Source organism: Aureimonas sp. Leaf324, assembly GCF_001423245.1.
In the GTDB taxonomy this organism is placed as follows: Bacteria; Pseudomonadota; Alphaproteobacteria; order Rhizobiales; family Rhizobiaceae; genus Aureimonas.
Window position 1 is genome coordinate 49,568 of record NZ_LMOH01000012.1, and the last position, 25,588, is coordinate 75,155.

Sequence of the window (25,588 nt, forward strand, 5' to 3'; positions counted from 1 at the left end):
CTCGGGAACCGTTGGTTCCATCGAGGTTTGAACTGCGAGACACGGACGGTCGAAATTCGTTCGAATTTTAACCATCTTCCAAGATGTGGATATCCGACCCCTAGAATTGGTAGTCGCTCGAAATGGCGACACCATATATGGCAGGGTCAACCAATTGAGAATCATCTGCCACCGGCACGGCTGGGTCTGGCATCGACTGAGGAGTCGATGAAGGCCTTGTCATGTCCGGAAGTGGCGAGAGGCATCGGAGCTGGACCATGGGCATGAAGATCGACCGCCGCTACACGCGGGCTGACCAGGGCGCCTATGACGCGATCGAGTTCCGCAAGGCGACGAGCGAGATCCGCAATCCGGACGGCTCGGTGGTCTTCCGGCTCGCCGATATCGACGTGCCTGCCCAGTTCAGCCAGGTGGCGTCCGACATCCTCGCTCAGAAATACTTCCGCAAGGCGGGCGTGCCGAAGGCCCTGCGCAAGGTCGAGGAGAACGACGTCCCCTCCTGGCTCTGGCGCTCGGTCGCCGACGTGGAGGCGCTGAACCAGCTGCCCGAGGGCGAGCGCACCGGGTCCGAGATGGACGCCCGGCAGGTGTTCGATCGCCTGTCCGGCACCTGGACCTACTGGGGCTGGAAGGGCGGCTACTTCCAGTCCGAGGAGGACGCGCGCGCCTTCCGCGACGAGCTCGCCTACATGCTTGCGACCCAGAAGGTCGCCCCCAACTCGCCGCAGTGGTTCAACACGGGTCTTCACTGGGCCTACGGCATCGACGGCCCGGGCCAAGGCCACTTCTACGTTGACTACCGCACCGGCGAACTGACGCGCTCGGCCTCGTCCTACGAGCACCCGCAGCCGCACGCCTGCTTCATCCAGTCCGTCGCCGACGACCTCGTCAACGAGGGCGGCATCATGGACCTGTGGGTGCGCGAGGCGCGCCTCTTCAAGTACGGCTCCGGCACCGGCTCGAACTTCTCGGCCCTGCGCGGCGAAGGCGAGAAGCTCGCCGGCGGCGGCAAGTCGTCGGGGCTGATGAGCTTCCTCAAGATCGGCGACCGCGCGGCGGGCGCCATCAAGTCGGGCGGCACGACGCGTCGCGCGGCCAAGATGGTCGTCGTCGACATCGACCATCCCGACATCGAAAACTACGTGATGTGGAAGGTGCGCGAGGAGGAGAAGGTCGCCGCGCTCGTGACCGGCTCGAAGACCGTCTCCAAGCACCTGAAGGCGATCCTGTCGGCCTGCGTCAACTGCGAGGGCGGCACGGGCGAGGAATGCTTCGACCCGAACGTGAACCCTGCCCTCAAGCGCGCCGTGAAGGACGCCAAGAAGGCGCAGGTGCCCGAGAACTACGTCAAGCGCGTCATCCAGTTCGCGCGCCAGGGCTACACGGACATCGACTTCCCCGTCTACAACACGGACTGGGACAGCGAGGCGTATCTGACCGTCGCCGGCCAGAACTCCAACAACTCCGTGCGCGTCACCGACGACTTCCTTCAGGCGGTCGAGCAGGACGGCGAGCACAAGCTGATCGGCCGCACCACGGGCAAGGTCACGAAGACCCTCAAGGCCCGCGAGCTTTGGGACCAGATCGGCTACGCTGCTTGGGCCTCGGCCGATCCCGGCATCCAGTTCCACACCACGATCAACGACTGGCACACCTGCGCGGCGGCCGGCGCGATCAACGCGTCGAACCCCTGTTCGGAATACATGTTCCTCGACGACACGGCCTGCAACCTGGCGTCCATGAACCTCCTGCAGTTCCGCGAGGCGAACGGCCGGTTCGATATCGACGCCTACGAGCATGCGACGCGTCTCTGGACGATCGTGCTCGAGATCTCGGTGCTGATGGCGCAGTTCCCGTCGAAGGAGATCGCCCAGCGCTCCTACGACTACCGCACGCTCGGCCTCGGCTTCGCCAATATCGGCGGCCTGCTGATGACCGCCGGCATCCCCTACTCGTCGGCCGAGGGCCGCGCGATCTGCGGCGCGCTGTCGGCGATCATGACCGGCATCTCCTATGCGACCTCGGCTGAGATGGCGCGTGAGCTCGGGCCCTTCCCGGACTACGAGCGCAACGCCGCCGGCATGCTGCGCGTCATCCGCAACCACTCGCGTGCCGCGCACGGGCTCGCCAACGGCTACGAGGGCCTTGCCGTCGACCCGGTGCCGCTCGATCACGCTTCCCTGAAGGACAAGCGCCTGTCGGCTCGCGCAAGACAAGCCTGGGTGCTGGCGCAGGAGCTCGGCGAGAAGCACGGCTATCGCAACGCGCAGGTCTCGGTCATCGCGCCGACCGGCACGATCGGCCTCGTGATGGACTGCGACACGACGGGCATCGAGCCGGACTTCGCGCTGGTGAAGTTCAAGAAGCTGGCCGGCGGCGGCTACTTCAAGATCATCAACCGCGCGGTTCCCGACGCCCTGCGCACGCTCGGTTACTCCGAGGCGCAGATCGCCGAGATCGAGGCCTATGCCGTCGGCCACGGCAACCTCAACCAGGCGCCCGCCATCAACCCCGGCTCGCTTCGCGCCAAGGGGTTCGGCGACGATCAGATCGCAGCGCTGAACGAGGGCCTGAAGAGCGCCTTCGACATCAAGTTCGCCTTCAACAAGTGGACGCTCGGCGAAGCCTTCTGCAAGGACACGCTCGGGGTCACCGACGAGCAGCTGAACGACTTCTCGTTCGAGCTCCTGCCCTTCCTCGGCTTCTCGAGGAAGGACATCGAGGCCGCGAACATCCACGTCTGCGGTGCGATGACGCTGGAAGGCGCGCCCTTCCTGAAGGCCGAGCACCTTCCGGTGTTCGACTGCGCCTCGCCTTGCGGCCGCATCGGCAAGCGCTCGCTTTCGGTGGAATCGCATATCCGCATGATGGCGGCCTCGCAGCCCTTCATCTCGGGTGCGATCTCCAAGACCATCAACATGCCGAATGACGCGACGGTGGAGGACTGCAACAGCGCCTACATGCTGTCGTGGAAGCTCGCGCTGAAGGCGAACGCCCTCTATCGCGACGGCTCCAAGCTCAGCCAACCGCTCAACGCTTCGCTGATCTCCGACGAGGACGACGAGGATGATCTCGTCGAGGAGACGGCGGCGGCCATCGCCGCGGCTCCGGCCGCGGTGCAGGCGACCGAGATCGCCGAGCGCATCGTGGAGCGCGTCATCGAACGCGTCACCCGCGAGCGCGAGAAGCTGCCGAACCGACGCAAGGGCTACACGCAGAAGGCCATCGTCGGCGGCCACAAGGTGTACCTGCGCACCGGCGAGTTCGACGACGGCCGCCTCGGCGAGATCTTCATCGACATGCACAAGGAAGGCGCCGCCTTCCGTGCGATGATGAACAACTTCGCCATCGCGATCTCGCTCGGCCTACAGTTCGGCGTGCCGCTCGACGAGTACGTGGAGGCCTTCACCTTCACGCGCTTCGAGCCGGCCGGCATGGTCCAGGGTAACGAGGCGATCAAGAACGCGACGTCGATCCTCGACTACGTGTTCCGGGAGCTCGCGGTCTCCTATCTCGGCCGCCATGACCTCGCCCATGTCCAGCCGGAGGACTTCGGCGCCTCGACCATCGGTCGCGGTGTGGAAGGCGACAAGCCGGCCGCCCTGCCGATCTCGAGCGGCATGGTGCGCGGCCAGACGGCAAAGTTCCGTCTCGTCTCGTCCGACACGCAAGGGACGGCCGCGCCTGCCGGGCAGTCGAAGCCGGCCGGCGTCACCTCGGTCGCCCGCCCGGTGACGACGGCAAGCGCCGCACCGCGCGCCGCCGCGACGCTCGGCGGCGGTCAGGCCGCGGCCTTCAAGCGCGACTACGAGGCGGCCCCGCTCGACGAGCCCGCCCCGACCGCGGACGCGTCGCCGGCGCAGGGCCTCTTCGACAGCCCGCTCGCCTACGCCGCCTCCCCGCGCGACGTCTCGCGCGTCGAGGCGCCGGCTAAGGCGACGAGCGCCGAGCGCCGGGCCCAGGCCCTGATGAAGGGCTACACCGGCGACAGCTGCTCGGAGTGCTCGAACTTCACGATGGTCCGCAACGGCACCTGCCTGAAGTGCGACACCTGCGGCTCGACCAGCGGCTGCTCCTGACGGGAGCCTGTCGCGTCGCCCGAAGGGCGCACTCGATGCCCTTGGGCGTCACCGTATCTCGGACTCCGTCGCGGTAGTTCGTTCTGGGTACGCGGATAATTCGGACTGCCCATGGCGTGAAGCTTGAACGCCGTCGCGAGCCGGTCCCGACAGGGGCCGGCTTCTTTGTGTGATGAGACCTACGGGCGGCCTTGCGCCGAGTGCATGCCCCCTCTCACCTCGCTTCGTCGGCGGACGAACAAGGGGATCAGGCGCGTCGACGTCACATGAGGGTTGGCGGAGGGGGCGCGATCGTCATGCCGGGGGAGAGATATCGCGGGATACCCAGGACGAGAGCCTGAGCGCAGACCGCATCGAACGATCTCCTATCGTCGGGTGCGAGTGCGTCGATGTCGGCGCGGGTCACCCGCCGCTCGCCGGCCGTCATGAGCATGCTGACCTGTGCTAGACGTTCGAGCGCGAACTCTACCGTAGGCAGGTCCTCGAACGCGTTGTACGCGAGCGCGGTATCGAGCGAACGGATCGGAAAGGACAGCTCGACCCCGTCCATCGAGAAGATGGCGATTTCCTCGACGTCCGCGATGCGCGTCTGGCTGGCCAGTTTGACGAGGGCCATCATGCTCAACCCGTTGGCGATCGCCTCGGCGGTCGTTGCCGCCTCCATTCCGTCCGGGGTTCCGACTACCGTAGGAATGCCGGTCGGAAGGCCCGCGAACACGAGGTCCGCGCACCACCCTCCGGAACTCCGATACACGTGGACACCCTCCACCGATTCGAGGTCGTAGTATCTCAGGGCGTTCTCGCCGACCTTCGACACGGTATCGCTTCGAGCGATGTCGGCCATCGCCTCGTCGACCCTGGAGAGAAGCAGATTGCGCAGTTTGCGGGCCCGGATGCGGTTCTGTGGGTTGGAGTAGGAGTAGCTCATTGGATCCTTCCTTCGACCCGAAGGAGCATCCGTTGCATCTCGGAAAGCCGAAAGGGCTCGACCTTACCAGCTGGATTTGGCGAGCCAGACGGTTTCCCCTCGGTACCGCGCAGCAACGGTTCGTGTCTGTCCAGACCGGTCTCGCCAGCCTATTCGCGAGAGACGCCGCCGCTCGAAGATCCGTCTGTACGTCGCTCGCTGACGAGGGTTGATCGCTCCTCCAGGTCCGATCCCCATTCATGAGCGTTGTTTCTGACAGCTAGCGCCCGCCATGAGCTAATACGGTGTCTGTCCTACCTGTATCGTTCGACCGGTTCGTGAACTCCCACGGTCGAAGGCGGGCTGGACCTGGGTCCAACCACGGGAGGTTCGTCCCCCTGCCCGAAAGGCTCTGACAGACATGATCCTCGACGAAACCTACACCCTATCCGACGGCGTCACGATCCCGAAGCTCGGCCTCGGCACCTGGCGCATCGACGATGCGAAGGTCGCGCAAGCCGTTCGCGACGCGATCCGGATCGGTTATCGACACATCGACACAGCACAGGCCTACGGCAACGAGCGTGGTGTCGGCGAAGGCGTCCGCACCTCCGGCGTCGCACGCGATGAGATCTTCGTCACGACGAAGGTCGCGGCCGAGATCAAGGATTACGAGAGCGCCCAGGCGAGCATCGACGGCTCGCTCAGGACGCTCGGCCTGGAACACGTAGATCTGATGATCATCCATAGCCCGCAGCCCTGGGCCAGTTTCCGCGATGGCGACCATCGCTTCGAGGGGAACCTGGAGGTCTGGCGGGCTCTCGAGGATGCCCAGCGCGCCGGAAAGCTCCGGGCGATCGGTGTCTCGAACTTCGAGAAGGCCGACCTCGACAACATCATCGAGAACGGCAGTGTGAAGCCGGCGGTCAACCAGATCCTCGCGCATGTGGGGAACACGCCGTTCGATCTCATCGATCATGCGCGGCGCAACGACATTCTCGTAGAGGCCTATTCGCCCGTCGCCCACGGCAACCTCCTGCGGAACTCCGATCTGGCTGCCATGGCGGATCGGTATGACGTGAGCATGCCGCAGCTCTGCATCCGCTACTGCCTCCAGCTCGGCCTTCTTCCTCTGCCGAAGACCGCGAATCCCGATCACATGCGTTCGAACTCAACCCTCGACTTCAAGATCTCCGTGACCGACATGGAGACCCTGAAGAGCGCCGATAGCATCAAGGGCTACGGGGATGCAGATCACTTTCCGGTCTTCGGCATTAGGTACTGAGCCCGCGTCTCACGGACCCGGACGCCACCTTCGTCCGGATCGGTCCGATCTACGTCTCCGCTCCCATCCAGCGAGGAGAACACCATGAAATACGTCAAGCTCGGCAGAACCGGTCTGGACGTCTCCCGCCTGTGCCTCGGCTGCATGACCTACGGCGATCCGAAGCGCGGGAACCACGAGTGGACGCTGGACGAGGATGCGAGCCGTCCCCTGATCAGGCAGGCGGTCGAGGCGGGCATCAACTTCTTCGACACGGCCAACGGGTACTCCGACGGCACATCCGAGGAGATCGTCGGCCGAGCTCTCAAGGAGTTCACGCGGCGGGAGGAAGTGGTCATCGCCACCAAGGTCTTCCTGCCGATGCGGCCGGGCCCGAACGGTGGCGGCCTCAGCCGCAAGGCGATCCTGCAGGAGATCGACGCGAGCCTTCGACGCCTCGGCACCGACTACGTCGACCTCTATCAGATCCATCGTTTCGATCCGCAGACACCGATCGAGGAGACGCTCGAGGCGCTCCATGACGTCGTGAAGGCCGGAAAGGCCCGCTACATCGGAGCCTCCTCGATGTACGCTTGGCAGTTCGCGACAATGCTGCACACAGCGGAGGCGAACGGCTGGACGCGGTTCGTCACGATGCAGAATTACGTGAACCTCCTCTACCGCGAGGAGGAGCGCGAGATGCTCCCCTTGTGCGAAGCCGAGGGGATCGCGGTCATGCCCTGGAGCCCGCTCGCTCGTGGTCGCCTCACCCGCGACTGGGACGAGGCGACGGATCGGTCGCGCACAGACAACTTCGCGCATACGCTCTACGACCGGACTGCCGGTGCCGATCGCAAGGTCGTCGAGACCGTCGCGGAGGTCGCGTCCGAACGTGGCATCCCCCGTGCACAGGTCGCGCTGGCCTGGGTACTCGCGAAGCCGGTCGTGTCCTCCCCGATCGTCGGCGCGTCGAAGCCGCAGCACCTCCAGGATGCCCTGTCAGCGCTGGACGTCGCGTTGACCGAAGAAGAGATCGCCCGTCTGGAGGCCCCGTACGTACCGCATGCCGTCGTGGGCTTCGGCTGATCTCGGCATCCTACCGAGCACTCGAAATCAAGGGACGTGCGAGAGACGACGATCCCGGTTATCGTCCGAAAGGACGGGCATTCGCCGAAGACAGGTACGACGCTGGGTAGCCGGAGAGATAGCGATGATGGACGGTGAGGACGTCTACCGAGCCCGGCTCGGCGCCTGTCTGGCGGCTGCCGAGTCCGCGACGCTGCCGCAGGTCAAGGAACGGCACCTCGCGGCGGCACGTTCCTGGCAGATCCTACTCGATGACGCTGTCGAACTGAGACGGAACGGCCGGCCCACCATCGCCGTGCGGACCCCTTGACTTGACCCAGTTGCAGCATCGAGGCTGCAGGGACGACGTCGTGAAATGGCGGAATCGCTGATGCGCGGTTCGGGACATTCCAGAACGCGGCGTCCCGGCCTCCTCAGATAGTTCTTGTCTCTCGAGATGTCGGAAGCGTTCGACAGCCCGCGTCGGCTCACCCCTTGCGATCGTACGAGGCGTCAGCGCTCGGAGCGCTCGATCCGAATCGATACCCTACCTGGGCGATCGAAGATCGAGACATCTCCCTCGGCGTGGCCGAGCACGACGATACCGGGCCGAGGAACCTGGCCCTCACGATAGTAGACCACGAAGTCGTTCGAACCCCACAAGCCGATGGTGCCTGGTGAGAAATTTCGCCGACGAGCGCTTCGAGGAAGCGGAAGGGGCAGTTCCCCGGTCTTCTCCTGGCGTAGGTGATCGCGCATGTCGAGGGTGATCGGAAGAAGGTCTAGAAGGCCCGAGGCGGCCTCGTTGTCCGCGAGAACCGCGTCGACGGTGCCCCAGTCCGACGAGATCGTGATCCGTTCCTGGGCCATCGCATAGTCCATCGTAGCCAGTGATACCGTCAGAGTCAGTGCGAAACGAAGCATGACCGATCGTCCCCGATGCCCGACGGGCGAGGTCTACACCTCGCCCGCACCCGCTGGTCTCAGTCCTCGGAAAGAGCCGCGGCTCGTTCGGCGAGGCTACCCTGGAAGAACGTATCGAGCCGGTCGAACGGGATGAGATCGACCCGGTCGTAGAGATCGACGTGGCCGGCCCCCTCGACCCAGACAAGCTCCTTCGGTTCGGAAGCGAGTTCGTAGGCCTTCTCCGAGAACTCCTTCGAGTGCGCCTGGTCGCCCGAGATGAACATCATCGGTCTGCCGATCGTCTCGATATCGTTGAATGGGTAGAAGTTCATGAACTTCACGTTGGACGTCAGGGTCGGCATCGTGGTGCGCTCCGCGGACGCACCTTCGGGCGTGAACCGGCCGCGCTCCGTTCGGTAGAAGTCGTAGAATTCGCGCTGGATCGGGTGCGTGTCCGCCGTCAGTTCCAGCGTGGTCCCGCCGGTGACCGCCGTCTCGGCTCCGTCGACCTCGGCCCAACGCTGTTCCGCCGCAGCCGCGATCACGGCCTTGCGGTCCTCGACGGACAGGGAGTTCTGTAGGGCGTTCCGGTTGGCGGCACCCATATCGTACATCGAGACCGTCGCGATCGATCGGATGCGCGGGTCGATCTTGGCGGCGGAGATGACGAACGAGCCGCTGCCGCAGATACCGATCGCCCCGATCCGGTCACGATCCACGAAGTCCTGCCTGCCGAGATAGTCGACCGCGGCACTGAAGGCCTCGGCATATAGTTCCGGCGCCACGGCATTCCGCGGCTCGCCTTCGCTGCCACCCCAGTAAGGCAGGTCAAGCGAGACGGTCACGAAGCCACGTTCCGCCATCTTTGTGGCGTAGAGGTTGGCGCTCTGCTCCTTCACCGCGCCCATCGGGTGGCCGACGACGATCGCGGCATGATCGACACCGCGGTCGAGATCCTTCGGGATGAAGATGTTGCCAGCGACCGTCGTCCGGTACTGGGTCTGGAAGGTGATCGGCTGCACCGTCACCGCATCGCTGACGTAGAAATTGGCTGCTCCGTTCGAAAGGTCCTGCGCCAGGCTCTTCGAAGTGGTGGCGACCGAAGCGAGGCCCAGCGACATCGCGCCGGCGGCGGCCATTCTCACGAGGCCGCCGAAAGACGCGACGCCGGAACGATTGGTCTGCGTCTGTTTCAGTTCGAGGGTGGGCATTCGTGCGTCTCCGTTCTCGTCGGGATGGCGATTGCGCCCCCCCTGTCCATGGCCGGAGACTTAAGGCATCGGACCCCGGAGGATTATCCGTTCTGTCTCGCTTGTAGTCATGAATGCCACTCATGACTCGTAACGCGTCCGTGAGAATCTATGATGAGTTCATCGGAAGCGCCGGCGGACTTCGTCATCGACGGGCCGCATGCGGCAGGAATGGTCGACGGTCTTCCGCTGCGCAACGAGCAGAGCCGCGGGTCGCCGCAGAGGACGGGTCGGACCGGATACAGGTACCGGTGGACGCTATCCTCTGGTACGCATCCTGGGATCGCGCACTGCGCCTTATCTTGGAGACCCGGCCGTTCGATGCCACGCCAGAACCTCAACGACCTGCTTGCCTTCGTTGCGGTGGCTCGGGAACAGAGCTTCACGCGGGCTGCGGCGAAGACCGGGGTGTCCCAGTCAGCCCTCAGCCACACGATCCGACAACTTGAGGCGCGTCTAGGCGTGCGGCTTCTCACCAGGACCACACGCGCCGTATCCCCGACGGAAGCCGGCGAGCGGCTCCTCGCGGGCATAGGTCCACGATTCGACGAGATCGACGCCGAGATCGAGGCGCTCAGCGATCTCCGCGACAAACCGGCAGGCACGATCCGAATCGTCGCCGCAGATTATGCGATCGAGCACGTCGTCTGGCCAAAGCTCCGTCAGTTCCTTCCGAATTATCCGGACATCGCTGTGGAGTTGATTCTCGACAACGGCCTCACCGACATCGTTTCTGAACGTTACGACGCCGGCGTCCGTATGGGAGAGCAGCTCTCCAAGGACATGATCTCGGCTCGCATCGGCCCCGACTTCCGTTTGGCTGTCGTCGGGTCGCCCTCCTACTTCGAGGGTCGGTCGAAGCCGGCGCATCCCCGCGAGCTGGTCGAGCACCGATGCATCAACTTCCGGCTCCCTTCCTCCGGCGGCCTGTACGCATGGGAGTTCGAGGAGGATGGACGGGAGATCAGGATCCGTGTCGAGGGCCAGCTCGCATTCAACAACATCTTCCATGCGCTTGACGCCACACTGGACGGGTTCGGACTAGCCTACATCCCCGAGGAGATCGTCCTGCCGCTCGTCGCCGAAGGGCGGCTTATCCGCGTACTCGAGGACTTCTCGCCGTTCTGGGACGGGTATCACCTGTACTATCCGAGCCGGCGTCAGGCCTCCCCCGCGTTCGTCGCCCTGGTCGAGGCGTTGCGGCATAGGACCTAGGCGAAACCGCCTTCGGCAGGCTGGCCCTAGGGGTATAACGTTTCCCGCGTCCTGCCGAACGATCGGGTTGCCACGCATCTGCGCGTGAAACTATCCTACCGCGACGACCAACCTCAGCCGGCGATCGACGTCGGCTTCAGACGGGTCACCCATCTCGTCTTCCCCGACAAGGCCGAAGATTGTCCGACCGCCCTTCCCTCGCGGCTCCGTTCCGCAGTCTCGACTTTCGCTTTCTCTGGTCGGCAGTCCTCGTCTCGAACCTCGGAGGTCTCATCCAGGCCGTCGGCGCCGGTTGGATGATGGCGACCATCGGTGCGTCCGACGACACGGTCGCGCTCGTGCAGGCCGCTACCACGCTTCCCATCGTCCTCTTCTCGCTCATGGCGGGGGCACTAGCCGACAACTTCGACCGGCGTCGGGTTCTCCTGGCCGCACAGACGCTGATGATGACCGCTTCGGTGATCCTGGCGACGCTCGCGTTCGTCGGCGAGGTGACACCGTGGCTTCTTCTCGGCTTCACCTTCCTGATCGGCTGCGGGACGGCGCTCCACAACCCGTCCTGGCAGGCGTCGATCGGCGACCTCGTGCCAAGGCGCGACATCCCGGCCGCCGTAACGCTCAACAGCATGGCGTTCAATCTTATGCGAAGCATCGGCCCGGCCGTCGGCGGCTTCGTGGTCGCCTCCGCAGGAGCGGCCGGCGCCTTCGCGATCAACGCCCTGAGTTACGTTCCGATCATCTTCACGCTGAGACGTTGGCAGCATCGCCGCCCCGTCTCAGATCTGCCACGGGAGACACTGGGCGACGCGATGTTCGCGGGGCTGAGCTTCGTCGCCATGTCCCCGAACCTCCTGACCGTCATCCTGCGTTCGGCCTCCTTCGGCATTGGAGCCGTCGCGATCCTCGCGTTGCTTCCGCTCGTGGCCCGCGATCTAGTTCACGGGCAGGCGACCACCTTCGGCCTCCTCCTCGGGAGTTTCGGTATCGGAGGCATCGGCGGAGCGCTCCTGAACACGCGGTTGCGGGAGGCCTTTACCAGCGAGACGATCACCAGGGTCGCCTATCTGGGCTTTGCCGGAGGCACCGTCGTCGTCGCCTGGAGCCGCGAGGCCTGGCTGAGTTGTCTGGGTCTCGTTCCAACCGGTGCCTGCTGGGTACTGGCTCTGTCGCTATTCAACGTCACAGTGCAGCTTTCCGCGCCGCGATGGGTGGTAGGTCGAGCCCTCTCGATCTACCAGATGGCGACCTTTGGAGGCATGGCCGCGGGCAGCTGGGCATGGGGTGTCGTCGCCAGGGACTACGGGCCAACCTTCGCTCTTCTATGCGCAGGGGGTGTGCTGACCCTCGGAGCCCTCGTCGGGCTGCGATTCCCGTTGCCACCGCTCGTCTCCCTCGACCTCGATCCGCTCGATCAGTTCAAGGAACCCGAGGTCCGATTGGACCTGCGTTCGCGTAGTGGTCCGATCATGGTGCTCGTCGACTACGAGATCTCACAGGCGGACGTTCCGGCTTTCCTCGCGACGATGAGCGAGCGCCGACGCGTGCGCATCCGCGACGGAGCACGGCAATGGTCGCTCCTCCGCGACCTCGAGAATCCCGAGATCTGGACCGAGACCTATCATGTCGCGACATGGGTCGAGTACGTGCGCCACAACCAGCGTCGGACCAAGGCCGACGCCGAGATCAACGACAAGCTCCGCGAACTGCATAGGGGACCCGACCGCCCAAAGGTTCATCGTATGATCGAGCGACAGACCGTCTCGCTCCGCGACGACATGCCGATCAAGGAGTACCCGGAGGTCTCGTGACAGGCGTCCGATCGCGGCCAGGGCATCGAGCACCGGTGTCCCGTTCGGACGCCGGTGCGCCGTCGCCTACCCGTGGAGCTTGATGTCCAGGCTCCGGATCAGTGGCTGCCAGAGTGCCTTGTCCTCGTCCCACCGCCTCCGGAACGTTTCCGGATCGCTGGCCGGCATGTCGAGTCCGAGTTCGGCGTAGCGTGTCTTCACAAGCGGATCCGTCAGGGCGGTGGCAAGCCCATCCGAGAGCCGACTCACGACCTCGTCCGACGTTCCGTTCGGGACGATGAGACCGTGCCATGCCCCGGCGGCGAAACCGGGAAGCCCCTGTTCCGCGATCGTCGGGACGTCGGGAAGGACAGGAAGGCGCGCCTCGGAGAAGACCGCCAGCGGCCTGATGGTGCCGCCCTTGATGGCAGGACCGGCCGTCGTGTAGTCGATCACGATGCTGTCGACGACTCCGGCCAACAGGTCGTTGAGGGCGGGCGCCATCCCCTTGTAGGCCACGTGCTTCAGCGGCACCTTCGCGTCACGGGCCAGCCGTTCCATCGCCAGGTGCAAAGGCGTTCCGATGCCCGGGCTGGCGTAGAGGAGCGGTTGCGTAGCCGATCCTGCCTTCTCGAGATACTCGGCCCCCGTCCGGATCCCGGAGTCCGTTCGAACGCAGAGAAGAAGATTGATGCCCGCGTACAGCCCCACCGGTCGGAAGTCGCGATCGGGGTCATACTGCAGCTTTCGATAGACAACCGGATTGATGATCAGCGTTCCGTTGTCCGCACTCGCCACGGTGTAGCCGTCCTTGGGCGATGCTGCCAAAGCCGAGGCACCGACGGAGCTGCCGGCTCCCGGCCGGTTGTCGACGATGATCGGTTGCGCCAGCGACGTCGACATCGGACGGCCGATGAGACGAGCGATCGCATCCGTGGCACCACCCGGCGGGTACCCGACGATCCAGCGGACCGGCTTGTCCGGATAGGCGGCGTGGGCGCTCCCTGCGAACGCACAGCTGGCCAGTCCGGCCACGATGAAGCTGCGCCTCGTCAGACTGAATTCGGTCATCTTCATTCCTCCCGTTTTTCGACTACGTGGATCGTTCGATTGCGCAGGCCGGACCGAAGCTACGTTTCCCGATACCGACCACCGATTGCCTGTTCATGACCGCCTCGTCGCCGAAGACGGTCACGGTTCGTCCGCCGTCACCCGGCCCCTCCCGGGCCAGACGATCGGTCAGTCGAGCAGCTTCAGGAGCGTGGAGACGCTCCCGCAGCTCTCGAGGTCGCGAATCGCCTTCTGGGTGTCGACGATCGATGCGTCCGGCAGGGGCTTGGCGGCAGCCGATGCACAGTCGCGGAACTTGTCGAACAGTTCGTCCCAAGTCATCGGACGGTCCGCGCTTCCTGGCACCAGGGATCCCAGACGCTCGATGCGGCGCCCGTCCCGGGTAACGACGACGACCTTTCCGTCGGGCAACTTGGCCGTCCAGTCGTAGCTGCTGTCGGGAACCGGTACGACCTTGCGTGCCAGGGTAAGGACGACGGGATCCTTCAGCGCCTCCGTCGAAAAGTCCGAGATCCGCATGCTGCCCTTGGCGAGGGAGAGGCCCACGAGGAAGGGGAGACTGAACTTGGCGTCGACCAGCGTCCCGGGCGCCTGCCGCTGATCCAGCGGCGAGCACATGCGCTGTTGGAAGTCACCGACATGGACGAGGATCTCCTCCACGTCGTCGGGTGTCAGTTCATTCTCGCGCATGAGTTCGATAGAGGCGTGGATGTACGTGTGCGCGTTGCCGACGGCGGGCCAGTACTTGTATAGCATCCCGCCGCTGTGGAACTCACGACCAAGCCCCTGCAGCATCTTCTCTCGGTCGAACTCGCCCTTGAAGTAGACGCGGAAGTGACCGGCCTCTCCCTCGAACAGGTTCCGGATGCCCGTCATCCCCCTCCCTGCGAGAAGCACCGCATTGACGCAGGCCTGCGCGGTGAAGCCCGCGTACATGCCACGCAGATCGCTTCCGGTGCCGAAGATGAGTTCCATGGTGCCACCGGACTGCATGCTCGCGATGCCCAAGGCATGCGCGGTCTGCTCCGCCGACAACTTCATCACAGACGATCCGGCAGCGGCGGCCGAGAAGCATCCGACGACGGTGGAGAGGTTCCAGTCCATGTGCCAGCCGACGTTGCGACGGAGGCGGATGAACAGTTCCTGGCCGATCGCGACCGCTGCGATCAGTTCCTGGCCGGTCACGTCGCCCTTGAGTTCGGCGAGAGCGAGGACAGTCGGGACGACCGAACTGTCGGGATGGGCGCCCCAGGGCGTCTGGTCGTCGAAGTCGAGGGCGTGAGCGAGCGCCCCGTTCGCGAGGGCCGCGGCCGACGCCGGCACGCGCCCCCCGAACCCGAGGATCGAGCACTCCTCCCTGCCGCCGTTGCCCTGAACGAGTTCGATCAGCGGCCTCACGGCCGGCTCCGTACCGCTTGCGGCCAGGATGACGCCGATCGTGTCGAGAAGGCTCTTCTTCGCGGCATCGATGACGTCGAGCGGGAGATCGGAGAACCGAGTCGTCGCGGCGAAGCGGGCGAGTTCGGTTGAGAGGTCGGCGGCAGGCGTCATGGTGCGCATCGTCCTTGGCAGGAAAGTCTGTTTCGATGGGTGTCGGGAGACGGCAGTCAACCGGCGAAGCGGGGCTCGGGAATGCCGGTCACCCCGAGCCCATGGATGGCGAAGAGGCCACCGGCACCGGCCTGGCGCGGCGGGATGCCCCGCATGGGACGCCCCATGCTCGTGAAGTACAGGACATCGAGGTTCGGACCGCCGAACGTGATGCTCGTGACGTTGCGTACGGGGACTTCGATCGATCGATCGATGGACCCGTCCGGTGCATGGCGGATGATGCGCCCGCCCAGGACCTTCGCGTTCCAGAGGTAGCCTTCCGAGTCCACGGTGGCGCCGTCGACCGCCCTCGAGAACCTGCGGTCGGACAGGAACTCTCGCTTGTTCGAAACCGCGCCGGCCGCGATGTCGTAGTCGTAGGCCCAGATCACGTTGTGCTCGGAGTCTCCGCAGTAGAAGGTCCGATCGTCGGGGCTCCAGCAGGGCGCGTTGGCACAGACGAAGCCCGTGTCGATCTCGTGCATGGTGAGATCGGGATCGAGGCGATACAGCGAACCGTCGCGGGCCGGGCGCCGGGCCACGGTGACGTCGAGCGGATCGAAGTCGTAGCCCATGCTGCCTGCGAAGAACCGACCGGCGCGATCGACCTTTCCGTCGTTGAACCGGTATTCGGAACCGGGTCCGAACGGATCGGCGACCGACGTCACCTCCTGAGTGTCGAAGTCGTAGAGGGCGAAGCCGCTGGCGAGCGCCAGCACCGCCCCGCCCCGTTCCCGCAGGGCCATCGACCCGACGTAGTTCGGGACGTACCAAGTTCGGACGTCGCTCCCGTCGGCCCGGCAGCTCCATATCTCCGCGGACGTGGAGTCGACCCAGTAGACCCGCTGCTCACGAGCATCCCAGATCGGTCCTTCGCCGAGGTCGTTCCTGCAATCGACGAGAAGTTTGATCGTATGCATCGTGGCCCCTCCCGGCCATTCCGCTCGGCGGCGCGAGTCGCCGCGTTCAAAGACAGGCGGTCTGGCCGCCGTCCACGGACACGATGGATCCCGTCATGAAGCTCGCGTCGCTGGTCAGCAGGAACACGATCACGGCCGCGATCTCCTCGGGCTCGCCCATGCGTCCGATCGGATGGGCGGCCTTCACTCGTTCGACGGCTGCAGGATCCTGCAGCATGTACTCGGTGAAAGGCGTCCGGGTCATGCCCGGCGCGATGGCGTTCACGCGGATGCCGAAGGGTCCGAGTTCCGGCGACATGGACTTGGTGATGCCGGTGACACCGAACTTCGACGCCACGTAGGGAAGTCGGTTAGCGACGCCCAGGATGCCGGCCCCGGACGAGATGTTGACTATGGCGCGGGGGTAGGCGTCGTCCCGTACGACTTGGGCGAACGCCTGGCACATGTTGATCGTGCCGTCGAGATTCACCGCCATGACGCGCGTATAGTTCTCTGGATCGACGTCGAAGACGTTCCCGATGCCCTTGATGCCGGCGCAGTTCACAAGGCCATGGATCGCACCGTGCTTCTCGCGGACCTGCTGCATGAGCTGGAGCGAAGCCGCATGATCGCAGACGTCCAGAACGACACCATCGACGCGCTCTCGCTCCTCGAAACCAGCGACCAGACGATCGACCGCTTCGCGGGTCACGTCCGCGGCGACGATCGTCGCACCCTCCCAGTGGAGCCGGCGAACCGTCGCGGCCCCGATACCGCTGGCGGCCCCCGTCACCACGACGACCTGTCCCTCAAAACGTTGAAGCATCGATCTCTCCCATGGTCGACACGCGAGATCTCCATCCGTCGCGCTCCACTTCGAGGCGGCACGGGCTCAACCGAGATGCGTGTCTTTGATCTGTAAAAGACACTTTCATATATGCATGTGGGCGTCAACGCTCTTTTGTCGGCGCGTGTGCAGGTGACTTCTGCGGTACGGATGCGCGACGGCACCGCGTCCCTATTCCGAGGGTGCCCGCATCCCACCGGACCGGGCGTTCCCTGCGCCCAGGATCAGCACGACATGATCTCGGGCTGAACGTCCCGATGCGACGGCGCGAGTTTCGGCGAAGGGTCCATGCGCCTTGCAAACGGGTTCGACGATGCCAGAATGGCTGCCACACGTCCGACGCCTGGGTCCGCATGAAACTCCTGAGATACCGTGTGACGAACTTTCGTTCGGTCGATGACAGTGGCTGGATCGACGTATCCGACGTCACCGCACTGATCGGCGAGAACGAGGCCGGAAAGACCAATCTTCTTCTGCCACTCTGGAAGCTGAATCCGTCCGGAAACGGGAAGATCAGCCTGCTCGACGACATGCCTCGAGCCCGGTATGCCGAGATGCGGAGCGCACCGGAGAAGCACGACTTCATTGATTGCATCTTCGAGCTGAGCGATCGCGAACGTGACATCTGCGAGCGCTGGGGTGCCGACCGGACGAAGACGGGCACGATCCGTGTCGTTCGGGATTTTGCCGGGCGGTACGGCATCTGGTTCGAGAACTATACGTTCGACCCGTCGAAGGCGTTCGAGACGGCCCGCCTAGCCAAGCTCGCCGAGGACGGTGCCGACGAAGAGAAGGCGGATGCCAAGGGGCCGACTCTGCACGGAGTGCTCCGCGCTCGGCTTCCGAAGTTCGTCTACTACTCGAACTATGGCAACCTCGACGCGCAGATCTATCTGCCGCACGCCGTCGAGAACCTATCCCGCAGCGATCTCGGCGCCAAGGAGGCTGCGAAGGCGCGCACGCTGAAGGTGCTGTTCGAGCTCGTCAGCCTCAGCCCCCAGGAGATCCTCGAACTCGCCAAGGCAACCGGTGTCACCGAACGGGTGAATCACTACGGCCAGAAGACTATCGACGAGAAGTCCGAGGAGCAGATCGTACTCGACGACGAACAGCTTCGCACCCGGGCAGCGCTGCTGCAGTCCGCGTCGGCAAAGCTGACCCGTACGTTCAGGGACTGGTGGAAACAGGGCGATTACCGGTTCCGCCTCCAGGCGGACGGGAATTATTTCCGGATCTGGGTGGCGGACGATCGTCGAACCGAGGAGATCGAACTCGAGAACCGCAGTACCGGGCTGCAGTGGTTCCTGAGCTTCTTCCTGGTCTTCACCTACGAGAGCGAGGACGCGCACGAGAACGCGATCATCCTGCTCGACGAGCCGGGGCATTCGCTGCACCCCCTCGCCCAACGGGACCTGACGAGGTTCTTCGACAACCTGGCGGCGACTCACCAGCTTCTGTTCACGACGCATTCGCCGTTCTTGATCGACGCCGACCGCCTCGATCGCGTCAGGAAGGTGTTCGTCGACGAGAGGGGTGGAACGAAATCGTCCGGAAACCTCGCCGTAGGTACACGCGGAAGCGGGGCCGCCTACGCCGTCCACTCGGCTCTCAACCTCTCGGTCGCGGAAAGTCTTCTCCTGGGTTGCACGCCGGTCATCGTCGAAGGGCCATCGGACCAACATTACCTCTCGGCGATCAAGACGATCCTCATCAGGAAGGGGAAGATCAAGCCGAGCAGGGAACTCGTCTTTCCTCCCTCCGGGGGTGCCAAGACCGCCCGACTGATCGCCGCTATCCTCATGGGGCGCGACGACACCCTGCCCGTCGTCCTCCTCGATGGCGACGCTCAGGGAGCGCAGGCTGCCAAGAACCTGCAGGAGACCCTCTATCAGGGATCGGAGAAGCTCGTCTTGACGACCGATCAGTTCCTCCCGGGGATGAAGGCGACGGAGATCGAGGATCTCCTCCCAGCGGAACTGATGATCGGCGTTCTCGACAAGATGGAGCGCCGGCCCCGGGACGAGTTCGAGGACGTCTACAAGACGGGTTCGCCCATCGTCCCACAGATCAAGTCGTGGGCTGCCTCAAACGGAATCACGCTGCCGGACGGTTGGAAGGTCGAGCTTTCGCTCGGCGTGAAGAACAAGCTTTTGGCCAACGGCGATCGGTTCGTGGACGACGCCCTCATGAAGCGTTGGGTCGAGTTGTTCCGGAAGTTCGTCTGAAGTTCCGAAATCTCGAAGGCGGCTAGCCCTCCGGGTTCTGCTGAGGGACTTCTCGACGGTCGAACCCGTACCTGAAGATCATGCGGACGTTGGGCCCGCGCACGCCTGCAGGCGAAGGCGGTCGCCCTGCGACGCGTCGCGGCACGCTCTTCGGAAGGCGATAGGGAAATGGATCAGAAACGATCCTCGTCCGCGCCGGTCGGCGAATCCGCGTCGCCGAGCGAGACATGCTGCACGCCGACCGAATACGTCGCGGAACGGACCGTGACGAGTTCGATCGAGCCATCGACGTACTCCAGTCCAGGATTCTCGCGTGGAGCCAAGGGCGACGTGAAGTCGTAGAAGTCCAGATCGTCGGGTTCGGTGGATCGGCTGCCCTCACGTTCCGGGACGGTGGTCGTCGCTCCGGCGACCTTCGCGGCATCTCCCATGATCGCGATGTTCTTGCCGCCATCGCGCTGAGCGGACCGGAACATGACGGCGTCGGGCGTCACGTCGGTTCCTCGCCACCGTACGGATTGGGTCGTCAGGTACTCGGCGACGACCTGAGCCGGAACGTACTCGAGATGCTCGTCGCCCGGCAGGACCGGTTTGCTGATCTCGAGCGCGAAACTCTGCATGAACGCCCACTGCGTCGCCCGCTTGGCATGATTCTTCGAAAGGATGTCCAGCCGCTTGCCCGGTCGGTCGAACCGGGTAAGGTCGAGCACGTGGATTGGTCGCTGAGGCCTGAATGCCGCCACGGCGATGCGGGCCCCAACTGCGGGGCGGAGTTCGGCGGTCGCCGTGTCGCGTTCGGTCGCACCATAGAAGACCGGGATGCCCGCAGCATTCATCCGGCCCTGCCTACGCAGCGACGGGGGCGGCGTCCCCATCGACGCTGCAGGATTCTTCGCGATCTGCCGGAAGGCCGCCTCGTCCGCGACGACGCGAGCCCGAAAGATGATGAGTCCGTCGTCGGCAGACGATCGATAGAAAGTCGGTCGACCCGAGACGTCTGACTGGTGCTGAATTCCTTCGAATATCTCGTCGAGGAACCCCTTGGCACGATCGTTGAAGAAGCGCTGGCGATGCAGGATCGCCTCGCGGAAGCGTTCCCAGAGGACGCTATGTCGCCATCCGTCCAACGGAACCGAAACGTAGTTCCGGTCGGTCGCGTAGAACGCCTCTTCGCCGTCGGGCGGCCAGTAGGAATCGTTCGCGACGAGCCAGTCGACGAGTTCCGAGACGACAGCCTCTTCCGAAGCTCCCGTCATGTCCTCGATCAGGAAGTGCAGATCATCGCCCTCCTCCTGATCGTATCTCCATTCGCCGAAGCCGTAGTTCGCCCTGAAGGCGGGATCGACGATCCGCCCGACTTCATCGATGGGAACAGCCTTGAGGTTCGGATGAAACCGGCACTTCTCGCCGGAGGGAAAGCGTGGTCGAATCTCGATGAGCCGCCGCTTCAACGTCTCGTTGCCGAAGCATTCCGGGCAGACATTCATCGGAAAGCGTCCAATGGCACGCCTCGGTCGATCCTCGGCCTTCGGTCAGGATCGATATCTCGTAGAAGGCCCTTGGCCAAGGGCGGTCTCCGTGCGGACGTTCGGGTAGCATGCAGGTACGCGCGGCGATGGCTTGCTGCACCCGACGCAGTCGGGATCGCAACCGAGATGCTGGATGGCAGCTTCCGTCAACGAGCCACGCCGGCGCCCATGCGGTTGGAAAGGTCGCGGCAGGTCGCCACAATCTCCGCTCTTGCCTCTTCGACCGGGACGTTCGAGGTGCCCGTCAGACGACGAATGAACGGCGTCGTCACGGCGGCGACTGCCTTCCCGGAGAAATCGAAGACCGGGGCGGACAGGTTGACGACGCCCTCGATGGTCAGCGATTCGCCTTCGCAGTAGCCCGAACGTCGAACACCTTCGAGATCCGCCAAAAACCGGGCTCGACGGTCCCTGGGCTCGTCTCCGGCGAGGACCAACAGGTTGGCGAGGCCATCGTCGTCCATGAACGCTGCCAGGACGCGCCCCGAAGCGGAGTCGTAGATCGGGATCTGGGCACCGAGCCGGACCGAGTTCAGGTTGTTGTCCGGACAGTCGACCTGCGCGATCACGAGCAGCTTGCCGGAGTTCAGGATGCACATGTGGATCGACTGGTTGATGCGGTTCGCGAGCTTTTGCATCGCATCGCCGGCGATCGACGTCAGGCGCCGGATAGGCGGATGGCGGTGGGCCACCTCGAACATCTTGGTGGTCAGACGGTAGGTGTCGGAGCCGCCGAGTTCGACGTAGCCGCGCTCGCACAGCACGACCAGCATTCGGAAGATCTCGGACGTCGTCCTGTCCAGCATGCGGGCGATCTCGACCTGGGACAGTCCCTCCTCCGCCGAGGCCAGGAGTTCGAGGATGTCGAGGCCCTTCGTCAGAGCTGGCGCACGGTACTTGCCGCCCGCCGCGTCGTCCGCATAGTTCGCCATGCCTGCCTGCCCTTCGCCGTCGGCCATCTACGAACGAGACGACCACTGCAAGTTTCATATATGAAACCTTGGTGTAGAAACAGGTCCCTGCAGGAGCGATAGATCGAGTTTTCTAGACGGGGACCGATTCGTCTAGCTCCGCCAACACTTCGTCCTCCGCGATCCGGGCCCCTCTGGAGCGGGCGCCCCACGTGGCACCACCGATGTGCGGCGTGATCGCGACGTTACCCAGAGCCGCCAACCTCGACGGAACCGTCGGTTCGCCTTCGACCACGTCGAGACCGGCTCCGTAGATCGTCCCCGACTCCAGGGCCGCGATGAGGGCGGACGTATCGACGAGGTCGCCCCTGCCGACGTTCACCAGACGCCCCTTGGGCCCGAGGGCCCGCAGTTCGGCCTCGCCTACGACGTGCTTCAACGTCTGGGTGCCTGGCACGGCTAGGACGAGGACGTCGCACGCTTCGGCAAGCGACACCATGTCGGGATAGAGGGCGTCCGACAGGCCCACGTTCGACGGACGGTCGAGTCCTGCGACTGTCATGCAGGATGCCTCGGCCCGACGAGCGATCGCACGACCGATCCTGCCACTGAGACCAGCGATGCCGATCGTGGCGTCCACGAGGCTCAGGCCCGGCTCGTATCGTTTCTCCTTCCAGTCGCCGCTTCGTGCGAACCGGTCCGCCTGAACGAGGCGACGGGACGACATCTGAACGAGCGACATCGCGAGATCGGCCACGTCCTCGGTCAGGGCCTCGCCGACGTTGCGCAGGCGGATGCCACGCGCCTCGATCGACGGAAGGTCGAACTTGTCGCGTCCGGCCCCCTGGGACACGACGAAACGCAGATTCGGCAGGGCTTCGACGATGGAGGCGCCACAGCCCAGACTCGCGCTGGTCATCAGGACCCGGACGCCGGCCCGCCGCTCGGGTGGTAGCGAGACGATCGCCGCTTCGTCGGCGACGACGTCGACGAGGTCAGCGGCGTCGAGCCGCGGGTATTCCATCCCTGTCATCATGGGATAACGGAGCACGGGTCTCAAATTTCGCTCCCTGAAATGCTCGGACGATCGGGTCGGTCGACGACGTCACGAGACTTGAGGATGGTCGCAGGACGCACCTCGTCGGGCCGACGGTGAAGTCGACCCGACGAGGTGCGTCCCTCCGCAGGGAAGGACGCGGAAGGACGCGAGGATGGGCGGCAGGGAGGTCTGCGCCGCCCGTCCGCAAGGTTCAGAACTGCGGGAGGGTCACGGTGAAGAACAGGGACTCCTCGTTCGCCTTGATGTCCACGGGCGCATCGCTCGGAAGCAGCTCGATGGCGGTCTTCTCGCCGTATGTCCTGCCGTCTACCGTGATGCTGCCCTTGCTCATGAAGAGCACTTCGATCTGGGACCGGGTACCGGTGTTGTAGGTCGCGCCCGCGTCGATCTTGAGGAAGCCGATCCGGGTGTTGCGTTCCGTGAAGACGCCGAGAACCTTCGAGGAGACGCCCTCGGTTCCGGTGCCGACCCAGGCGTAGGCCTCCGGATCCATCATCATGATGTCGTCGTAGCGGGGCGGATGGAAGACGAGTTTCTTGCCGGTCGCTTCCTCGAAGCAGGCCGCCGAGCCGTCCATGTTGTGCTTCTGGCCCTTCTCGTCGAACCAGGTGAAGATGCCGTTCTTGAACTCGCCCTTGGCCTTCAGCGCCTCGTTCGCAGCTTCGCGCTTGGGTGTGGACAGGAAGCCGTCGCCGCTCGCGCCGCCGAACTGGATGACCATCATCTCGAGGCCTTCCGGCCGGTCCTGCGGGCCGTAGTGCACGCTCTCCGGGAAGTAGGCCACGGAGCCCTCGCCCATGATCTTGTGGGGCGACGCCGGATACTTGCCCTTCAGCACGTAACGGATCTGGTCGAAGTTGTGCCGATGCCGGGGCGTGCCCCACCCGCCGGACCCCGTCAGACCCACGTTCAGGAGGTAGTTGTTCGGGGAGTCGTCGTCGCCCTGCAGGAGGAACTTCTGGTCCAGCTTGCCGTCGCGCATGGATCCAACCTGACCGCCCTCGGCAGTCGATGCTTCAGAAATACGCATATCCGGTCCTCATATGACGTCGGAGCAAATGATTTGGCAGGACCGACTATAGATCAGGGCCTCCGCGCATTCCTATAGGCGTAGCAGCGGGGCTATAACCCTCCTTTATACGGAATGTCGTCCGCACTTCCGTACCGCTTGCTAAGCTTGGGACCGAGTAGCATTCAATTGCGCCAAGTTCGCCATACCCGGCGACAACATGGCCGGAACGGCCGCGAGGGGCCCGTTTATTATGTCGATGATCGAGATTCCGCTAAAGAACGCCATGAAGGCCAAGATGGACGCGGGCGAACTCGCCGTCGGCATGATCGTGCGTCTCATGCGGAACGTCGAGATCGCGGCGATCGCGAAGAGCGCCGGCTTCGACAGCCTGTACGTCGATCTGGAACATTGCAGCTTCTCGCTCGAGACGGTCAGCCAGATCAGTCTCACCGCAGCCGCCCTCGGAGTGACCCCGCTCGTGCGCGTCGCGGGCATCGATACCGCCGAGATCGGTCGTGTGCTCGAGTCCGGCGCACAGGGCGTCATCATTCCTCACATGGAGACCAAGGCGGACGCCGAGCTGGTCGTGGAGGCGGCGAAGTTCCCTCCTCGCGGCCGTCGCTCCCTCCTCGGCATCAACCCCCACACCCTGTTCAAGGGCGGTCCTGCCGCCGAGGTCATGGAGAAGATGGACGCCGCGACCCTCGTGGTCGGCATGATCGAGTCGGTCGATGCCATCGAGAAGGCGGACGAGATCGCATCCGTCGACGGGCTCGACATGCTCCACGTCGGTACCAACGATCTCTGCAACTCGCTGGGAGTTCCCGGCCAGCTCGATCACCCCGACGTGCGCGACGCGTACGCCCACATAGCATCCGTCTGCCGGGCACGTGGCAAGCACCTCGGCATCGGCGGCCTAAATTCGAGGCCCGACATCGCTCGAGAGATCATCGGGCTGGGCGCCCGTTACGTCTCGGCAGGCAGCGACACGGGTTTCCTGATGAATGCGGCGACCTCCGCCGCCCGCGCATTTGCCTGATCGCCCGCCTGCGGTCCCTCGCCTCGGGTCGTCCCGAGGATCGCGGCTGCAGGTCGTCCTCCCGAAGCTTCGTCACATCGACCGGAGAAACGCCGTGAACTTCGCCGCCACACAGACCAAGCAGAACGCCGATCTCTCGGCGGATGCCCGCAACTTCGGGGTCCAGGACCGCGTGGTTCTCGTCACCGGCTCGGGCCAGGGCATCGGGCGCGAACTCGCCCGCCAGTTCGCCGCCGCCGGGGCGAAACTCGTCGTTGCCGATCTGAACCTCGACAAGGCCGGCGCGGTCGCGGACGAGATCGGTACCGCGGGGGGCGAGGCGCTATCTCTATCCGTCGACGTATCGAGCCGCGAAGCCGTCGAGAAGATGGTCGCGTCCACGATCGAGCGCTACGGCCGTATCGACGTCCTGATCAACAACGCCTCGATCTTCTCTGCCCTGATCAAGCGTCCGTTCGACGAAATCCCGACGGAAGAGTGGCAGAGCGTCATGAACATCAACGTCAACGGCGTATTCTACTGCGCCAGTGCCGTAGCCAAGCCGATGAAGGAGCGCGGCTTCGGACGCATCATCAACATCTCCTCCGCCTCCGTGCATCGAGGCACGAAGAACTACCTGCACTACGTGACCTCCAAGTCGGCGTTGATCGGCATGACCAACTCGATGGCGCGTGAACTTGGGCCCCACGGCGTCACGGTGAACTGCATCAGGCCCGGCACCGTCGCGACGGAGGTTCCAGCCCGCGTCGCGAGCCTGACGCCGGAGGTCCTTCAGCGCAACATCGACCTGCAGTGCATCCCGCGCACGCTGGTTCCATCCGACCTCGTCGGGCTCTCGATGTTCCTGAGCACGCCGGCGTCCGGCTTCATCACCGGTCAGACGATCGCCTGCGACGGCGGCTACACGCACAGCTTCTGAGCCTACGACAGGA

20 protein-coding genes are annotated in these 25,588 nt (G+C 64.5%); 9 read left to right on the top strand and 11 right to left on the bottom strand.

Annotated features, from left to right (window positions below):
* The first annotated feature begins 263 nt into the window (after positions 1-263).
* Positions 264-4,079: a vitamin B12-dependent ribonucleotide reductase gene (locus tag ASF65_RS07885; RefSeq protein WP_055888975.1), complete on the top strand. Its 3,816-nt coding sequence runs from the start codon at positions 264-266 to the stop codon at positions 4,077-4,079.
* A 262-nt stretch (positions 4,080-4,341) separates the two neighbouring features.
* Here ASF65_RS07885 and ASF65_RS07890 read toward each other — a convergent pair whose 3' ends face one another.
* Positions 4,342-5,007, bottom strand: a complete 666-nt coding sequence (locus ASF65_RS07890) for a hypothetical protein (RefSeq protein ID WP_055887605.1) — start codon at positions 5,005-5,007, stop codon at positions 4,342-4,344.
* A 400-nt stretch (positions 5,008-5,407) separates the two neighbouring features.
* On the opposite strand from ASF65_RS07890, the gene ASF65_RS07895 reads away from it, so the two are divergent.
* The 3 genes from ASF65_RS07895 to ASF65_RS07905 all read left to right on the top strand — a co-directional run bounded on the left by ASF65_RS07895 (position 5,408) and on the right by ASF65_RS07905 (position 7,646).
* Positions 5,408-6,271, top strand: a complete 864-nt coding sequence (locus ASF65_RS07895) for an aldo/keto reductase (RefSeq protein ID WP_055887608.1) — start codon at positions 5,408-5,410, stop codon at positions 6,269-6,271.
* 84 nt (positions 6,272-6,355) lie between these two features.
* Positions 6,356-7,336 (top strand): aldo/keto reductase, encoded by a 981-nt coding sequence (locus ASF65_RS07900; RefSeq protein WP_055887610.1) that lies wholly within the window; start codon positions 6,356-6,358, stop codon positions 7,334-7,336.
* Between the two features lie 124 nt (positions 7,337-7,460).
* The gene (locus ASF65_RS07905; protein ID WP_055887613.1) at positions 7,461-7,646 is read left to right on the top strand and encodes a hypothetical protein; all 186 of its coding nucleotides are present in this window, start codon (positions 7,461-7,463) and stop codon (positions 7,644-7,646) included.
* A 182-nt stretch (positions 7,647-7,828) separates the two neighbouring features.
* Here ASF65_RS07905 and ASF65_RS07910 read toward each other — a convergent pair whose 3' ends face one another.
* Positions 7,829-8,185: a cyclophilin-like fold protein gene (locus ASF65_RS07910; RefSeq protein ID WP_082505262.1), complete on the bottom strand. Its 357-nt coding sequence runs from the start codon at positions 8,183-8,185 to the stop codon at positions 7,829-7,831.
* A 113-nt stretch (positions 8,186-8,298) separates the two neighbouring features.
* Positions 8,299-9,432 carry an alpha/beta hydrolase gene (locus tag ASF65_RS07915; protein ID WP_200940011.1) on the bottom strand — a complete coding sequence of 378 codons (1,134 nt, stop codon included), beginning with the start codon at positions 9,430-9,432 and terminating at the stop codon, positions 8,299-8,301.
* Positions 9,433-9,792: 360 nt separating this feature from the next.
* Here ASF65_RS07915 and ASF65_RS07920 point away from each other — a divergent pair, with 360 nt between their 5' ends.
* Both ASF65_RS07920 and ASF65_RS07925 read left to right on the top strand, forming a co-directional pair.
* Positions 9,793-10,686, top strand: a complete 894-nt coding sequence (locus ASF65_RS07920) for a LysR family transcriptional regulator (protein WP_055887619.1) — start codon at positions 9,793-9,795, stop codon at positions 10,684-10,686.
* A 179-nt stretch (positions 10,687-10,865) separates the two neighbouring features.
* Positions 10,866-12,494 carry an MFS transporter gene (locus ASF65_RS07925; protein WP_055887621.1) on the top strand — a complete coding sequence of 543 codons (1,629 nt, stop codon included), beginning with the start codon at positions 10,866-10,868 and terminating at the stop codon, positions 12,492-12,494.
* Between the two features lie 66 nt (positions 12,495-12,560).
* Here the strand turns inward: ASF65_RS07925 and ASF65_RS07930 are convergent, their stop codons facing one another.
* The 4 genes from ASF65_RS07930 to ASF65_RS07945 form a co-directional block, all read right to left on the bottom strand.
* Positions 12,561-13,544, bottom strand: coding sequence for a tripartite tricarboxylate transporter substrate binding protein (locus tag ASF65_RS07930; RefSeq protein ID WP_055888980.1), 984 nt, complete (start codon positions 13,542-13,544; stop codon positions 12,561-12,563).
* Positions 13,545-13,712: 168 nt separating this feature from the next.
* Positions 13,713-15,095 (bottom strand): MmgE/PrpD family protein, encoded by a 1,383-nt coding sequence (locus ASF65_RS07935; protein ID WP_055888983.1) that lies wholly within the window; start codon positions 15,093-15,095, stop codon positions 13,713-13,715.
* A 56-nt stretch (positions 15,096-15,151) separates the two neighbouring features.
* A complete protein-coding gene (locus ASF65_RS07940; RefSeq protein WP_055887625.1) occupies positions 15,152-16,054 on the bottom strand; it encodes an SMP-30/gluconolactonase/LRE family protein in 903 nt (300 codons plus the stop codon).
* Between the two features lie 46 nt (positions 16,055-16,100).
* The gene (locus ASF65_RS07945; protein WP_055887628.1) at positions 16,101-16,859 is read right to left on the bottom strand and encodes an SDR family oxidoreductase; all 759 of its coding nucleotides are present in this window, start codon (positions 16,857-16,859) and stop codon (positions 16,101-16,103) included.
* A gap of 374 nt (positions 16,860-17,233) precedes the next feature.
* Here ASF65_RS07945 and ASF65_RS07950 point away from each other — a divergent pair, with 374 nt between their 5' ends.
* Positions 17,234-19,105, top strand: coding sequence for an AAA family ATPase (locus ASF65_RS07950; protein WP_055887631.1), 1,872 nt, complete (start codon positions 17,234-17,236; stop codon positions 19,103-19,105).
* 173 nt (positions 19,106-19,278) lie between these two features.
* On the opposite strand, the gene ASF65_RS07955 is transcribed toward ASF65_RS07950, so the two are convergent.
* From ASF65_RS07955 to ASF65_RS07970, 4 genes are all read right to left on the bottom strand, one after another.
* A complete protein-coding gene (locus ASF65_RS07955) occupies positions 19,279-20,232 on the bottom strand; it encodes an RES family NAD+ phosphorylase (RefSeq protein ID WP_162239465.1) in 954 nt (317 codons plus the stop codon).
* 548 nt (positions 20,233-20,780) lie between these two features.
* The gene (locus tag ASF65_RS07960) at positions 20,781-21,593 is read right to left on the bottom strand and encodes an IclR family transcriptional regulator (RefSeq protein ID WP_348271171.1); all 813 of its coding nucleotides are present in this window, start codon (positions 21,591-21,593) and stop codon (positions 20,781-20,783) included.
* A gap of 85 nt (positions 21,594-21,678) precedes the next feature.
* On the bottom strand, positions 21,679-22,569 hold the full coding sequence (locus tag ASF65_RS07965; protein ID WP_244486590.1) for an NAD(P)-dependent oxidoreductase: 891 nt from the start codon (positions 22,567-22,569) through the stop codon (positions 21,679-21,681).
* Between the two features lie 226 nt (positions 22,570-22,795).
* A complete protein-coding gene (locus ASF65_RS07970) occupies positions 22,796-23,587 on the bottom strand; it encodes a cupin domain-containing protein (RefSeq protein WP_244486591.1) in 792 nt (263 codons plus the stop codon).
* A gap of 313 nt (positions 23,588-23,900) precedes the next feature.
* Between ASF65_RS07970 and ASF65_RS07975 the strand changes: the two genes are divergently transcribed.
* Together ASF65_RS07975 and ASF65_RS07980 are read left to right on the top strand one after the other, a co-directional pair.
* The gene (locus ASF65_RS07975; protein WP_244486592.1) at positions 23,901-24,656 is read left to right on the top strand and encodes an aldolase/citrate lyase family protein; all 756 of its coding nucleotides are present in this window, start codon (positions 23,901-23,903) and stop codon (positions 24,654-24,656) included.
* Between the two features lie 94 nt (positions 24,657-24,750).
* Complete coding sequence (locus ASF65_RS07980) at positions 24,751-25,575, top strand: glucose 1-dehydrogenase (protein ID WP_055887645.1); 825 nt, start codon at positions 24,751-24,753, stop codon at positions 25,573-25,575.
* Positions 25,576-25,588 lie beyond the last annotated feature (13 nt).